Here is a 13876-nt window from a genome sequence, read left to right on the forward strand (position 1 = left end):
GGAGGGGCCGCACGTTCCGGTGGGGCTTTCGCCCCGAATAAGGTGCGGCGGCACCCAGGGAGGAGGAGGGGCGCCGCCGCAGGTTACGCTTGGCCCAGGGAGGAGGAGGGGCCGCACGTTCCGGTGGGGCGTTTTGCGCCCCGAGTAGCTGGCGGCCCACCCAGGGAGGAGGAGGGGCGTGCCGCCTTTTTCACGATCGGCCCAGGGAGGAGGAGGGGCCTTTCGCGATCTGTTGAGGGGCACATAGGTGCTCTGTACCCCGAAGAGAAGGGGCGGCGACATCAGGGAGGAGGAGGATGTCGCCGCCAGATAAGGAGGGCCCAGGGAGGAGGAGAGGGCCTTCCTAACTGAAACTTACTTGCCGTTGGCCGCGTCGAGCGCGATACGGCGGATTTGCATCCGGTGAATGCCCAGATCGGTCAGGTCGCGATCGGTCAGGGCCGAAAGCTCGGCGACCGTCCGCTTGTAGATCCGACGCCGGGCGGCGCCTTCGTTGAAGCTGCGCACCAGGGCGGCGATCGCATCCTTCAGGCCGAAGCCGGCGCCGCGGACGTTGCTGACGTTTGCATGTGCCATGTTCGTTGCCTCGTTTGTCTCGTGTTTGAAGCGGTTCGTTTCGCTTGCCGTTGTCGCTAACATACGCCCATGCTGCAGTTGCACAATGGACCAATTGGTCAATGCTGCCATGCGGCAAATGCATAACCCGTGCTGACCTATTTTTGCGGCGTTTGACGGGCGTTTGCACAAGCTTTGACCGTTTGGAAAAGCCGCCCCTTGCCCTTGGCGCCGATCGGCGCGAGGTAAGGGGCGAAAACCAAGCGGAGTCTCTCTTATGTCGGTTACGCGCGAGGCGGTTCTGGACACGCTCAGGCGGATCAGCCTGCCGGGCGGCGGCGATCTCGTCACCAGCGACATGGTACGGGCGCTGACGATCGAGGGCGACCCGGGGGCGCAATCCGTTCGATTCGTCGTCGAGGCGCCCGATCCGGAGGCCGCGCGGCGGCTGGAGCCGATCGCCAATGCGGCCGAGGAGGTCGTGCGGCGGATGCCGGGGGTGGCGAAGGCCGCGGTGATCCTGACGGCGCATGGCGCGGGGGCGGCGGGCGCAGGCGCGCCGCAGGCCAAGGCACCGCCGCAGCTCAAGATCGGCGGCCATCCGACGCCGCAGCAGGGCGGGCCACAGAAGGTTTCGGGCGTGGACCGCATCATCGCGATCGCCTCGGGCAAGGGTGGCGTGGGCAAGTCCACGGTCGCCTCCAACCTCGCCGTGGCGCTGGCGCGTCAGGGGCGGCGCGTGGGGCTGCTCGATGCCGATATCTACGGGCCGTCGCAGCCGCGCATGATGGGCGTGACGGCGCGCCCGGACGCGCCGGACGGCAAGACCATCCAGCCGCCTTCGGCGCATGGCGTGACGATGATGTCGCTGGGCCTGCTGCTGAAGGAGGACCAGGCGGTGATCTGGCGCGGCCCGATGCTGATGGGCGCGCTGCAGCAGCTTCTGACCCAGGTGAACTGGGGCCGGCTCGACGTGCTGATCATCGACCTGCCGCCGGGCACGGGGGACGTGCAGCTGACCCTCGGCCAGCGGACGCAGGTGACCGGCGCCATCGTCGTCTCCACCCCGCAGGACGTGGCGCTTCTGGATGCGCGCAAGGCGATCAACATGTTCCAGACGATGAAGGTCCCGGTCCTGGGGCTGATCGAGAACATGTCGACCTATATCTGCCCGAACTGCGGGCACGAGGAGCATATCTTCGGCCATGGCGGCGTGGCGGAGGAGGCGAGGAAGCTGGGCGTGCCGCTTCTGGGCGAGATCCCCCTCAGCCTCGACGTGCGCGTTGCCGGCGACAGCGGCACGCCGATCGCCGCGGGCGAGGGGCCGATCGCCGAGGCCTATGCCCGGCTCGCCGCCCGGCTGGTCGCCGGCGGCATGGGATAAGCCCCACCGGGGCCGGTCCCGCGGCCCCGGAACGAATCACTTTGGTGCCAGAAGGCCCCGCTGAGCGGCCGAACCGGCGCGATTTCCATGGAATTTGCCCCCACTTTGCCCCGCCTGCCGGCGGGGTGCGCAGTTTTGGCGCCGGGCCGGGATTTTATCCCACCCGGCCGGCGTTCGGGAGTTCTTGCTACATCTTGTGGTTGGCACCGAGCTACCCCCAAGGGGTCGCCCTCAAGGGCTGCGAACCCCTGCGCCGCATGCGCGGATGAAGTGGGAAATGGTAGCTGGTGGTATAAAAACCCATTGCTAGGCATGAGAAACCATGGCATCACTGTTTGCAGATGAGGCGGGCAGTTGAGGGGCATCAAGACCCCGAACAAAGACCGAGGCAGGTTTCTACAGCCCCCCCACATCGAAGTGAGAGATCCGGCGCGTGGGCGAGCAGACATCCCCCCAGGTGGCGCGCGTAGCCGGGCAGACCCAGAGATGGGACGAGGGCGGCGGATCGGGCAGTGGCAGCAGCCCGACCGCCGTTTTCCGTTCCGGGCCTGGGATGGGCTGAGGGCGGTAAGGAGTGCGGGCGCGTGGCGCGCATGTTCAAGGGCTCCTATGACCTGAAGGTGGACCCGAAAGGCCGGGTTTCCATCCCAGCTCCCTTTCGGCGGATCATCGAGGCCGCCGATCCCGATTTCGATCCGAAGGACAAGACCTCGAAGGACCGGGCCGTCTTCTCCGTGGGCTACGGGCTTGCGGGCAAGGGGTTTCTCGAGGGCTTCTCCGTCGAATCGCTGGCAGGCGTCCATGCCGACATGGAGGCGCTGAAGCGCGGCTCCCCGGCGCGCAAAACGCTGGAATACCTCTATCTTGCCAATGTCCAGGACATGCAGATCGACGACAATGGCCGCATCGTCCTGCCCGCCGCCTGGCGCGAGAAGATGGGCCTGGGCGAGGACGCCAAGTTCGTCGGCTACGGCAACCGTTTCGAGATCTGGAGCCCCGAGACCTACGCCCGCATCCGCGGCGCCCAGACCGAGGCCTTCCTCGAGGCGCAGGGCGAGGACTTCGATCCGCAATCCCTTTTCGAGGCTGAAGGCGGGAGCGCGTGATGGCGGCCGCGGCGCAGAATACCGCCCCGGCCCCCCATGTTCCGGTCCTGCTCGGCAAGCTTCTGGAGGTGGTCGCCCCGATCCGCGGGATCTGGGCGGACGGCACGCTGGGCGCGGGCGGATATACCCGCGGCCTGCTGGAGGCCGGGGCCGACCAGGTCATCGGCATCGACCGCGATCCGCTGGCGCTGGAACTTGCGTCGGGCTGGGCGGCCGAATACGGCGACCGGGTGCGGCTGGTGCAGGGCAATTTCGCGGATCTCGACAGCCTCGCGGGCGAGCCTCTCGACGGGGTTGTCCTCGATCTCGGCGTTTCCTCGATGCAGCTTGACCGGGCGGAGCGGGGGTTTTCCTTCCTGCGCGACGGTCCGCTGGACATGCGGATGAGCCAGGAAGGGCCGACGGCCGCCGATATCGTCAATCTCGCGCCGGAGGCGGAGATCGCCGACATCCTTTACCAGTACGGCGAGGAACGCGCCTCGCGCCGGATCGCGCGGGCGGTCGTGGCGGCACGCAAGGTGGCGCCGATCGTGACCACGGCGCAGCTGGCCGAGCTCGTCTCCTCCTGTCTGCCGCGGCCGAAGCCGGGGCAGAGCCACCCCGCGACCCGCAGCTTCCAGGCGCTCCGCATCGCGGTGAACGACGAGTTCGGCGCGCTGGTCGATGGGCTGGAAGCGGCGGAACGCGCGCTGAAGCCCGGCGGGCGCGTCGCGGTCGTCACCTTCCATTCGCTGGAGGACCGGATCGTGAAGCGGTTCTTCCAGGCGCGCGGCGGCAAGCCCGTCCACGTCAACCGCTACGCGCCGGAGCCGCCGCCCGTGGCCGCGCCGTTCCGGCTTCTGAACCGCAACGCCATCGGCCCCGATGCCGAGGAGACTGCCGCCAACCCCCGCGCCCGTTCGGCGCTTCTGCGCGCGGCGGAGCGCACCGAGGTGCCCGCCGGCCACGCCGACCGCACCACCCTCGGCCTGCCGCAGATCGACCTGAAAGGACGTTCCTGATGCGCCCCGTTTTCTATGTCCTTTCGGCGCTTGTCGTCATGGGCCTCGCCTTCTGGGCCTACCGGCAGAACTACGCCACGCAGAAGTCGATCAAGGAGGTGGCCAAGCTGCAGCGCGAGATCGGCCAGCTGCGCGAGAACCTCGCCATGCAGCGGGCGGAATGGGCCTATGAGAACCGGCCCTCGCGGCTGAGGGAGCTGGCGCTGCTGAATTTCGACAAGCTGCATCTGCTGCCGATGACGCCGGAGCAGTTCGGCACGATCGCGCAGGTGTCGATGCCGGCAAGCGCGCCCTCGGACGGGGGCATGACTGTCACCCAGCCGGTGCAGACCTCTGCGTCCGGCAAGAGCAAGAGCGGAGGCAAGAAGTGATCCGCACCCCGCTGCGCCCGCTGGCGCGCATCCTTCAGGCGCGTGCCGCCGGCGAGAACCCGGACGCGATCGAGCGCGAGAACATCCGCCTCCGGCACGAGGAGATGCGCGACCGCTCCCGCGACCAGGCGGAGGGGCGGCTGCTGATGCTGGGGCTCTTCTTCTTCTGCGCCTTCTCCGCCGTCGGCGCGCGGATGGGGCTGATCGCCGTGGCTCAGCCGAGCGAGCCGCAGCTCGCCTCCAACACCGGGCCGACGATCCCCACCGACCGCGCCGATATCGTCGACCGCGACGGTCGGATCCTGGCCACCAACCTGGCCACCTATTCGCTTTATGCCCAGCCGCAGGACATGATCGACCCGATCCATGTCGCCAAGGCCCTGGTGAAGATCTTCCCCGATCTCGACCAGGCCCGGCTGGTGAAGGATTTCACCGGCGACCGCACCTTCGTCTGGATCAAGCGCACCCTCTCGCCCGAGGAGATGCAGGAGGTTCACGACATCGGCGACCCCGGCCTTCTGTTCGGCCCGCGCGAGATGCGGCTTTACCCGAACGGCCACCTTGCGGCGCATATCCTGGGCGGGGCCACCTTCGGCCGCGAAGGCGTCGATTCGGCCGAGATCGTCGGCGTTGCCGGGATCGAGAAGCAGTATGACGGCTGGCTGCGCGATCCCGCCAATGCCGGCCGTCCGCTGCGGCTGACGATCGACCTGCGCGCCCAGGCGGCGATGCGGGAAGTGCTGGACGCGGGCATGCACCTGATGAACGCCAAGGGCGCGGCAGCCGTGCTGATGGAGGCCAAGACCGGCCGCATCGTCGCCATGACCTCGCTGCCGGACTTCGATCCGAACAACCGGCCGGTCTACAATCCGAAGGTCAAGCCGGGCGACAGCCCGCTGTTCAACCGCGCGGTGCAGGGGCTTTACGAGCTGGGATCGGTCTTCAAGATCTTCGACGTGGGCGAGGCGCTGAACCTCGGCCTCGTCACGCCGAAGACCATGATCGACACCAAGCCGTTCCGCATCGGCGGCTTCCTGATCCACGACTTCCACAACTACGGATCCAAGCTTTCGGTTGCCGACGTGATCCGCGAAAGCTCCAACATTGGGGCGGCGCGGATCGCGATGATGTTCGGCGGCGACAAGCAGAAGCCGTTCCTGCAGTCGCTGGGCCTGCTCGACCCCGCGCCGGTGGAGCTGACCGCGGCCGCGGGCGTGCAGCCGATCTATCCGAAGAAATGGACCGACGTGTCGACTACGACCATCGCCTATGGCCACGGCATCTCGGTCTCGCCGCTGATGCTGGCCACGGGCTATGCCTCGCTCGTCAACGGCGGCATGCGGGTCTATCCGACGCTGATCGAGACCGCCCATCCCCGCATCGGGCCGCGAGTCGTCAGCGAGAAGACCTCGGCCGAGCTGCGCAGCCTGCTGCGCTACGTCGTGACCTCCGGGACGGCGGAATATGGCCGGGTGAAGGGCTATGACGTCGGCGGCAAGACCGGCACGGCCGACAAGCCCGACCCGCAGGGCGGCTATTACCACGACAAGGTGATCTCCACCTTCGCGTCCATCTTCCCGGCCAGCGATCCGAAATACGTGCTGGTGACAATGCTTGACGAGCCGACCGACACCTCCGGCCCGGTGCCGCGCCGGACGGCGGGCTATACCGCCGTGCCGGTGGGGGGCGAGATCATCCGGCGCGTCGCGCCGCTCCTTGGGCTCAGGCCCACGATTGAACCCGCCGACCAGAATGCGATAACACTCGCGCGCAACTGAGACAGGGTGGCGCGGGCTTGGGACAGGCGGACAGAACGGCAGGCAGAGCGAAACGGATGAGCCTTTCGGCGCTGGGCCTCGCGGCGCGGGGCGGGCGCGATGCGGCGGTGACGGGGCTTGCCGTTGACAGCCGCGCGGTGGAGCCGGGGATGCTTTTCGCGGCTCTTCCCGGCAGCGCCGTTCACGGCGCGCAGTTCATCCCGCAGGTGCTGGAGGCCGGCGCCGGGGCGGTGCTGACCGATCCCGAGGGCGCAAGGATCGCAGCCGGGGCGCTGGCGGGCTCTCCCGCCGCGCTGGTCGTGGTGGAGGAGCCGCGCGCTGCGCTGGCGCGTGCCGCGGCTCTCTGGTTCGGGGCGCAGCCCGAAGTGATGGTCGCCGTCACCGGCACCAACGGAAAGACCTCTGTCGCCACCTTTACCCGGCAGATCTGGATGGCGCTGGGCGAGCCGGCGATCAACCTCGGCACCACCGGGATCGAGGGCGCCTGGGAAGCGCCGCTGCATCACACCACGCCCGATCCGATCACCCTTCACCGCGCGCTTGCGGCGGCGGAGGCGGAGGGCGTGACCCATGCGGCGATGGAGGCGTCGAGCCACGGGCTCGACCAGCACCGGCTGGACGGGGTGCGGCTGATGGCGGCGGCCTTTACCAACTTCACCCAGGACCACCTGGACTATCACAAGAGCTTCGAGGCCTATTTCGAGGCCAAGGCCGGCCTCTTCACGCGCGTTCTGCCCGAGGATGGAACGGTCGTGGTGAACATGGCCGATCCGAAGGCCGCCGAGATCGCAGAGATCGCGCGCGAGCGCGGGCAGGACCTGCTGAGCGTCGGCCGCGGCGAGGGCTGCGACCTGCGCATCCTCGCGCAGCGTTTCGACGCCACCGGCCAGGACCTGCGCTTCACCTGGATGGGCCGGTCGGTGCAGGTGCGGCTGAACCTCATCGGCGGCTTCCAGGCGGAGAACGTGCTGGTTGCCGCGGGGCTGGCCATCGCCACCGGAGAGCCGCCGAACGACGTCTTCGGGGTGCTCGACAAGCTTTCCACCGTGCGCGGCCGGATGCAGCTGGCCGCGACGCGGGAGAACGGCGCGGCGGTCTTCGTCGACTACGCCCATACCCCCGACGCGGTCGAGACGGCGCTGAAGGCGCTGCGCCCGCATGTGATGGGCCGGCTTGTCGTGGTCTTCGGCGCGGGCGGCGACCGGGACCGGACCAAGCGGCCGCTGATGGGGGCCGCCGCCGCGGCGCATGCAGATGTGCTGATCGTGACCGATGACAACCCGCGCTCGGAGGATCCCGCCGAGATCCGCGCAGCGATCCTCGCCGCCTGCCCGGGCGCCACCGAGGTCGGCGACCGGGCCGAGGCGATCCTTCGCGGCGTGGCCGAGCTTGGCCCCGGCGACGCGCTGCTGATCGCCGGCAAGGGGCATGAGAGCGGCCAGACCGTGGCCGGCATCGTCTATCCCTTCGACGACGTGGAGCAGGCGAGCCTCGCCGTCGCCGCGCTCGACGGGAGGCCGGTGTGACCGCGCTCTGGTCCTCCGAGGATGCGGTCGCCGCGACCGGCGGGCGCGCGACGCGGCCCTTCCGCGCCTTCGGTGTCTCGATCGACACGCGGACGCTGGAGGAAGGCGACCTGTTCGTCGCCCTCACGGCGGCGCGGGACGGGCATGATTTCGTGGCCCAGGCGCTGGAGAAGGGGGCCGCCGCGGCGCTCGTCTCGCGCGTGCCCGAGGGGCTTGGCGAGGATGCGCCGCTGCTGATCGTGCCGGACGTGCTGGAGGGTCTTGCCGCGCTCGGCGCGGCGGGCCGGGCGCGGACATCGGCGCGGGTGGTGGCGGTGACGGGGTCGGTCGGCAAGACCTCCACCAAGGAGATGCTGCGCGATGTCCTGTCGGGGCAGGGGCGGACGCATGTCGCCGAGGCCTCCTACAACAACCACTGGGGCGTGCCGCTGACGCTGGCGCGGATGCCGGCGGATGTGGATTTCGCGGTGATCGAGATCGGGATGAACCATCCCGGCGAGATCGCACCGCTCGCCCGGCTCGCCCGGCCGCACGTCGCGATGATCACCAATGTCGCGGCCGTCCACCTGGAGGCCTTCGCCTCGGTCGAGGGGATCGCGCGCGAAAAGGCGTCGATCGTGACCGGGCTGGAACCGGGGGGCGTCGCGGTGCTGAACGCCGATCTGCCGGTCACCCCGATCCTGACCGCGGCGGCGGAGGCGCAGGGGGCGAAGGTCGTCCTTTTCGGGCAGGCCGAGGGGGCGCGGTTCCGGATGCGCGACGTGCAGGTGACACGCGAGACGACCGTGGTGCAGGCCGAGGTGGCGCAGGGGACGGGGGGCGTGCGCCCCGTCCTTTTCAAGGTACACAGCCCGGGACGGCATTTCGCGATGAACGCGCTCGGCGTCCTGGCGGTGGCGGAGGCGCTGGGCCTCGATCCGGCACTGGCGGCCACCGATCTCGGGCGCTGGCAGCCGCCGCAAGGGCGCGGCGCGCGGGAACGGATCGCGCTCGACATCCTGCACGAGGACCTGGCCTTCGACCTGATCGACGACGCGTTCAACGCCAGCCCGACCTCGATGACGGCAGCGCTGGAGGTGCTGGGTGCGGCGGAGCCGATCGACGGGGTGGGCCGTGTCTCGGAAGGCCGCCGGGTCGCCATTCTCGGCGACATGCTGGAGCTGGGCCCGACGGAGCTTTCGCTGCACCGTGCCATCGCCGATCATCCCGCGATGGCCAAGATCGCGCAGGTCCATTGCGTCGGGCCGCGGATGAAATCGCTCTGGCTCGCCTTGCCGCGGCGGCAACGCGGGCTGTGGTTCGAGACCGCGGCCGAGATGGCGGCCGAGGCGCGCCACCTGGTCGACGCCGGCGATGTCGTACTGGTGAAGGGGTCGAAAGGCTCGAAGGTCAGCCTCGTGGTTGACGCCCTGCGCAAATTGGCGCAAGCGGCACAGCCGCTCTCCCGGAGGACGATCTGAATGCTTTACTGGCTTAGCGAATTCGCACATGGCGGGGGCATTCTGAACCTCTTCCGCTACATCACCTTCCGCGCCGGTGGCGCCTTCTTCACCGCACTGATCTTCGGTTTCCTCTTCGGGCCGCCGCTGATCAACTTCCTCCGCGTTAGGCAGAAGAAGGGCCAGCCGATCCGCGATGACGGGCCGCAGACCCATTTCGCCAAGGCCGGAACGCCGACGATGGGGGGCATGCTGATCCTCGGCGCGCTCTGCTTCTCGACGCTCCTCTGGGCGCGGCTCGACAATGTCTTCGTCTGGCTGACGCTCTTCGTCACCCTCGGCTTCGGCGCGATCGGTTTCGCCGACGACTGGAAGAAGGTGACCAAGCAGAACACCAAGGGCGTCTCCAGCCGGGTGCGGTTCCTGCTTGGCCTCGTTCTGGCGGCGGTGGCGAGCTTCATCGCCGCGCAGGCCCAGCCGGCCGGTCTGACCAATACGCTGGCGCTGCCCTTCTTCAAGAACGCGCTGATTCACCTGGGATTTTTCTTCATCCCCTTCGCCATGATCGTGATCGTGGGCGCCGCCAATGCGGTGAACCTGACGGACGGGCTCGACGGGCTGGCGATCATGCCGGTGATGATCGCCGCCGGGACGCTGGGCGTGATCGCCTACTTCGTGGGCAACTTCAATTACGCCGGCTACCTGGACCTGCATTTCGTTCCCGGCACCGGCGAGCTTCTGGTCTTCGTCTCGGCGCTGATTGGCGGGGGGCTGGGGTTCCTGTGGTATAATGCGCCGCCCGCGGCCGTCTTCATGGGCGATACCGGCTCGCTGGCGCTCGGCGGCGCGCTTGGGATGATCGCGGTGGCGATCAAGCACGAGATCGTGCTGGCCATCGTCGGCGGGCTGTTCGTGGTCGAGGCGCTTTCGGTCATCATCCAGGTCGCCTATTTCAAGCGGACGGGCAAGCGGGTGTTCCTGATGGCGCCGATCCACCACCATTTCGAGAAGAAGGGCTGGGCCGAACCGCAGATCGTGATCCGGTTCTGGATCATCTCGCTGGTGCTGGCGCTGATTGGGCTGGCGACGCTGAAGCTGCGCTGAGGCGGAGGCTCGCGGCGAGGTGCGCAATGAATGCGCACCCTACGGCGTGAGATTGAGGGGGCGCAGCCCCGCCCGATATGCGGTGCGCAGCACCGCCGGGCAGCGCCCGACCGCCCCCGGGGCGGGCGCTTCTTCACCTTCAGGGGCGGCTCGGGCGTTCCGGGGAGCTTCACCATAAACGGACAGGCAGGGGGCGTGACGAGCGCCCACCCGCGGTCGGGCGCTGCCCTCTGCCGCCGAAAAGGAGCCGTTTGATGTCCCGTTTCTACGTCCTGTCCGGCTGCTCGGGCGGCGGCAAGTCCACGCTTCTGGCGGAGCTTGCGCGGCGCGGCCATCCCACCTTCCCCGAACCGGGGCGCGAGATCGTGCGCGAGGAGATGGCGGCGGGCGGGAGCGGCCTGCCGTGGGAGGATCTGGGCCGCTTCCTGTGGCTGACGCTCGAACGGGCGCTCGCGTATCGCGCCGAGGCGGAGGGGCGTCCGGGCCCGGTCTTCTTCGACCGCGCGAGCCTCGACGCGCTGGCGGCGATGCGGCGGGAGGGGATCGCGGTGCCGGAGGCGCTCACCGCCCAGGCTGCCGGGCTGCCCTATGCCGAGCCGGTCTTCCTTGCCCCGCCCTGGCCGGAGCTCTTCGCGCCGGACGCGGAGCTGCGGCATTCGCTCGACGCCGCCCTCGCCGAATATGCCGACCTGGAACGCGCCTGGCCCGCGGAGGGTTACCGGACGCTGCTGCTCCCCAGGACCGGCCCCGCCGCCCGTGCCGATTTCGTCGAGGCCGCGATCCTCGGATGAGCCGGGCTTGCCCCGCCGGAGCGGGGCGGGCAGGGTACGGCCCGACTGTGCCGGGCAGGAGGAGACACGCGATGACCGAGACGACCGGGAGATGCCTTTGCGGCGGGATCCGCTATCGGATCTCTGCTGCGCCCCTTGCCGCGCTCGCCTGCCATTGCCGCGACTGCCAATATGTCTCGGGCGGGGCGGAGGCTAATGTGATCGCGGTGCCGGCCGCGGCGCTGGCCATCGAGGGCGCGCCGAAGCGCTACGAGAGCCGGGCAGACAGCGGCAGCGGGGTCTGGCGCAGCTTCTGCCCCGACTGCGGCACGCCGCTTTTCGCCGGCAACAGCGCGCATCCGGACTTCGTCTCGGTCAAGGCCGGCAGCCTTGACGACCCTGCCGCCTTCCAGCGGCAGGCGCATATCTGGACCGCCTCCGCCCCGCCCTGGCACCTGATGGAGGACGGCCTGCCCAAGCTTCCCGGCAATCCGCTGCTCGGCTGACGGCGGCGCCTTGCGGAGCCCCGGCCCGGCGGGGCATTGTCGGGCCGGGCAAGGGCAGGGGATGAGCCATGATTCCGGTTCGCGGTTACGATGGGCGCAGGGTCGCCGTTCTGGGGCTGGGCCGCTCGGGGCTGGCCACCGTGCGCGCGCTCGTGGCCGGGGGCGCCGAGGTGCTGGCCTGGGACGACAGCCCCGAGGCGCGCGAGAAGGCCGAAGCCGCGGGCGTCGCGGTGACCGACCTCACCCGCGCCCGCGCGCTCGAAGGGGTGGCGGCCCTGATCGCGAGCCCCGGCATTCCGCATCTCTACCCCGAGCCGCACCGCGTCATCGCCCGCGCGCTGGAGGAGGGCGTGCCGGTCGACAATGACATCGGCCTTTTCTTCCGCTCCTTCGCGACGGCAGACTGGGACCGGTTCGACGTGATGCCCAAGGTCATCGCCGTCACCGGATCGAACGGCAAATCGACCACGACGGCGCTGATCCACCATATCCTTCAGGTCGCGGGCCGGCCGACGCAGATGGCGGGCAATATCGGCCGCGGCGTCCTCGACCTCGAACCCGCTGCGGATGGCGAGGTGGTGGTGCTGGAGCTGTCGTCCTACCAGACAGAGCTTGCCCGCGCGCTGACCCCGGATATCGCCGTCTTCACCAATCTCTCGCCCGACCACCTTGACCGCCACGGCGGGCCGGGGGGGTATTTCGCCGCCAAGCGGAGGCTTTTCGCCGAGGGCGGGCCGGATCGCGCGGTAATCGGGGTCGACGAGGTCGAGGGGCGGTTCCTTGCCAACCAGATGGCCGAGGCGCCGGAGGACGAGCGGGTGATCCGGATCTCCTCTGGCCAGAAGCTTGACGGGCTGGGCTGGTCGGTCTTCGCGCGCAAGGGGTTCCTCTCGGAATACCGCCACGGGCGGCAGGTGGCCTCGATCGACCTGCGCGAGATTGCGGGGCTGCCGGGGGCGCACAATCACCAGAACGCCTGCGCGGCCTATGCGGCGGTGCGGCCGCTGGGGCTGGCGCCGAAGCTGGTGGAACAGGCGCTGGCCAGCTTCGAGGGCCTGCCGCATCGCAGCCAGCTGGTGGGCGAGCGGGGCGGCGTGCGCTTCGTCAACGATTCCAAGGCCACCAATGTCGACAGCGCGGCCAAGGCGTTGCAGGCCTTCCCCAGGATCCGCTGGATCGCGGGGGGGCTTGGCAAGGACGGCGGGATCGCGGCGCTGGCGCCCTATCTTCAGCCGGTGGTGAAGGCCTATCTGATCGGCCATTCGGCCCGCGACTTCGCCCTGCAGATCGGCGAGACGCCGCATGAGATCTGCGAGACGATGGAGTGCGCCGTGGCCCGCGCCGCCGAGGAGGCGCAGCCGGGGGAGGTGGTGCTCCTCGCGCCGGCTGCGGCGAGCTTCGACCAGTATCCGAATTTCGAGAAACGCGGCGAGGATTTCACCGCCCGCGTGGCGGCGCTGATCGGCGGTTGACCGGCCGAGACCCTGCCCGCCGCCTCTGGCGGGGATGGCCGGGGACGCAAAGGGGCCGCCGCTCTCGTTCTTCTGTCCGTAAATATCCCGGGAGTCCGGGGCCCGACCCAGCCGTCGGTTACCTTATCCCTCTTGGAATGAGCCACTCCGCACCCTGTTCAATACGGGAACGGCTTCGAGCGGACCAGACCTGCGCAACGAGTGTACGCGGCCCCACCGGGGCCACGGTCCCGTCTCCCTCTCTCGACGCTCTCCCCAAAAAATAGCAGCGGCAATGCCGGCGCCGCCGGATCGGGTCTCGCCGAAGCGGAACCGACAGGCGGGGCGTCATCCAACCCCACTGGGGTCCTCCCGATGCTTGATGTTACCCGGGCCACGATTGATGATGCCGATGCTGCCGACTGGCGGCAGGCGCTCACCTGGGGCGATATCGTCGCCTTTCGGTTCCCCAGTCCGCCCGACGGACGCGGCGGCGACTTCCGACCCAAAGCCCGGCCCTGCGTGGTGCTAGACGTCACCGGCTACCTTGGCGCGCGCTACGCGACGCGGGCCTATGGCACCACATCCGACAGCCGGGCCAACCTCGGCTAGGAGGTCAAGGTGACACGCCCCGAAGCGCGTGCCTCGGCGACCGCGGCGCTCCGGTCCTGGGCCGGCTCACCGGCGAAGAGCTCGACCGCCGGAACGGGGTCCGCGCCCGCATCTTCGCCGAAGCCGATATGGCCGCAGAACGCCACGCCGAGCGCCGGCGGCAGACCCCGCGCCGCAAGGCCGACCCGGTCTCGCGGCCCTCGCGCGGATGGATATGCTCCCGGCGACATCGCCCTGACACTGACTGCAGCCTGCCGAGCGGGCGCTTCGGCA

General features: G+C 69.4%; 13 protein-coding genes. 12 read left to right on the forward strand and 1 reads right to left on the reverse strand.

Annotated elements, in window-relative coordinates; all coding sequences use genetic code 11:
- Positions 1 to 354: 354 nt before the first annotated feature.
- A complete protein-coding gene (locus tag EIP85_RS16990; protein ID WP_127903475.1) occupies positions 355 to 576 on the reverse strand; it encodes a DUF1127 domain-containing protein in 222 nt (73 codons plus the stop codon).
- A 256-nt stretch (positions 577 to 832) separates the two neighbouring features.
- On the opposite strand from EIP85_RS16990, the gene EIP85_RS16995 reads away from it, so the two are divergent.
- The 12 genes from EIP85_RS16995 to EIP85_RS23055 all read left to right on the forward strand — a co-directional run bounded on the left by EIP85_RS16995 (position 833) and on the right by EIP85_RS23055 (position 13603).
- On the forward strand, positions 833 to 1939 hold the full coding sequence (locus EIP85_RS16995; RefSeq protein ID WP_127903413.1) for an Mrp/NBP35 family ATP-binding protein: 1107 nt from the start codon (positions 833 to 835) through the stop codon (positions 1937 to 1939).
- A gap of 593 nt (positions 1940 to 2532) precedes the next feature.
- Positions 2533 to 3045: a division/cell wall cluster transcriptional repressor MraZ gene (locus EIP85_RS17000; RefSeq protein WP_241560077.1), complete on the forward strand. Its 513-nt coding sequence runs from the start codon at positions 2533 to 2535 to the stop codon at positions 3043 to 3045.
- Entirely contained in the window at positions 3045 to 4046 is a 1002-nt protein-coding gene (gene rsmH / locus EIP85_RS17005) for a 16S rRNA (cytosine(1402)-N(4))-methyltransferase RsmH (RefSeq protein ID WP_127903415.1), read from the forward strand. Before EIP85_RS17000 ends, rsmH begins: the two co-directional genes overlap by 1 nt.
- On the forward strand, positions 4046 to 4417 hold the full coding sequence (ftsL, locus tag EIP85_RS17010) for a cell division protein FtsL (protein ID WP_127903416.1): 372 nt from the start codon (positions 4046 to 4048) through the stop codon (positions 4415 to 4417). Before rsmH ends, ftsL begins: the two co-directional genes overlap by 1 nt.
- Positions 4414 to 6195 carry a peptidoglycan D,D-transpeptidase FtsI family protein gene (locus EIP85_RS17015; protein WP_127903417.1) on the forward strand — a complete coding sequence of 594 codons (1782 nt, stop codon included), beginning with the start codon at positions 4414 to 4416 and terminating at the stop codon, positions 6193 to 6195. The genes ftsL and EIP85_RS17015 overlap by 4 nt, the downstream gene beginning before the upstream one ends.
- 56 nt (positions 6196 to 6251) lie before the next feature.
- Complete coding sequence (locus tag EIP85_RS17020) at positions 6252 to 7721, forward strand: UDP-N-acetylmuramoyl-L-alanyl-D-glutamate--2,6-diaminopimelate ligase (protein ID WP_127903418.1); 1470 nt, start codon at positions 6252 to 6254, stop codon at positions 7719 to 7721.
- The gene (locus EIP85_RS17025; RefSeq protein WP_127903419.1) at positions 7718 to 9181 is read left to right on the forward strand and encodes a UDP-N-acetylmuramoyl-tripeptide--D-alanyl-D-alanine ligase; all 1464 of its coding nucleotides are present in this window, start codon (positions 7718 to 7720) and stop codon (positions 9179 to 9181) included. The genes EIP85_RS17020 and EIP85_RS17025 overlap by 4 nt, the downstream gene beginning before the upstream one ends.
- Positions 9182 to 10264, forward strand: coding sequence for a phospho-N-acetylmuramoyl-pentapeptide-transferase (gene mraY / locus EIP85_RS17030; protein WP_127903420.1), 1083 nt, complete (start codon positions 9182 to 9184; stop codon positions 10262 to 10264).
- A 254-nt stretch (positions 10265 to 10518) separates the two neighbouring features.
- Positions 10519 to 11055: an AAA family ATPase gene (locus EIP85_RS17035; RefSeq protein ID WP_127903421.1), complete on the forward strand. Its 537-nt coding sequence runs from the start codon at positions 10519 to 10521 to the stop codon at positions 11053 to 11055.
- A 71-nt stretch (positions 11056 to 11126) separates the two neighbouring features.
- Positions 11127 to 11540: a GFA family protein gene (locus EIP85_RS17040; protein ID WP_127903422.1), complete on the forward strand. Its 414-nt coding sequence runs from the start codon at positions 11127 to 11129 to the stop codon at positions 11538 to 11540.
- A gap of 68 nt (positions 11541 to 11608) precedes the next feature.
- Positions 11609 to 13012, forward strand: a complete 1404-nt coding sequence (gene murD / locus EIP85_RS17045) for a UDP-N-acetylmuramoyl-L-alanine--D-glutamate ligase (protein ID WP_127903423.1) — start codon at positions 11609 to 11611, stop codon at positions 13010 to 13012.
- 354 nt (positions 13013 to 13366) lie between these two features.
- Positions 13367 to 13603, forward strand: a complete 237-nt coding sequence (locus tag EIP85_RS23055) for a hypothetical protein (RefSeq protein WP_206615565.1) — start codon at positions 13367 to 13369, stop codon at positions 13601 to 13603.
- Positions 13604 to 13876: the final 273 nt, after the last annotated feature.

Origin of the sequence: Solirhodobacter olei (assembly GCF_004010155.1) — a bacterium.
Lineage (GTDB): Bacteria > Pseudomonadota > Alphaproteobacteria > Rhodobacterales > Rhodobacteraceae > Solirhodobacter > Solirhodobacter olei.

Excerpts from the sequence above, each read along its gene's own strand:
- EIP85_RS16990 (WP_127903475.1), bottom strand. The coding sequence starts at position 576 with ATGGCACATGCAAACGTCAGCAACGTCCGCGGCGCCGGCTTCGGCCTG.
- EIP85_RS16995 (WP_127903413.1), top strand. The coding sequence starts at position 833 with ATGTCGGTTACGCGCGAGGCGGTTCTGGACACGCTCAGGCGGATCAGC.
- EIP85_RS17000 (WP_241560077.1), top strand. The coding sequence starts at position 2,533 with ATGTTCAAGGGCTCCTATGACCTGAAGGTGGACCCGAAAGGCCGGGTT.
- rsmH (WP_127903415.1), top strand. The coding sequence starts at position 3,045 with ATGGCGGCCGCGGCGCAGAATACCGCCCCGGCCCCCCATGTTCCGGTC.
- ftsL (WP_127903416.1), top strand. The coding sequence starts at position 4,046 with ATGCGCCCCGTTTTCTATGTCCTTTCGGCGCTTGTCGTCATGGGCCTC.
- EIP85_RS17020 (WP_127903418.1), top strand. The coding sequence starts at position 6,252 with ATGAGCCTTTCGGCGCTGGGCCTCGCGGCGCGGGGCGGGCGCGATGCG.
- mraY (WP_127903420.1), top strand. The coding sequence starts at position 9,182 with ATGCTTTACTGGCTTAGCGAATTCGCACATGGCGGGGGCATTCTGAAC.
- EIP85_RS17035 (WP_127903421.1), top strand. The coding sequence starts at position 10,519 with ATGTCCCGTTTCTACGTCCTGTCCGGCTGCTCGGGCGGCGGCAAGTCC.
- EIP85_RS17040 (WP_127903422.1), top strand. The coding sequence starts at position 11,127 with ATGACCGAGACGACCGGGAGATGCCTTTGCGGCGGGATCCGCTATCGG.
- murD (WP_127903423.1), top strand. The coding sequence starts at position 11,609 with ATGATTCCGGTTCGCGGTTACGATGGGCGCAGGGTCGCCGTTCTGGGG.
- EIP85_RS23055 (WP_206615565.1), top strand. The coding sequence starts at position 13,367 with ATGCTTGATGTTACCCGGGCCACGATTGATGATGCCGATGCTGCCGAC.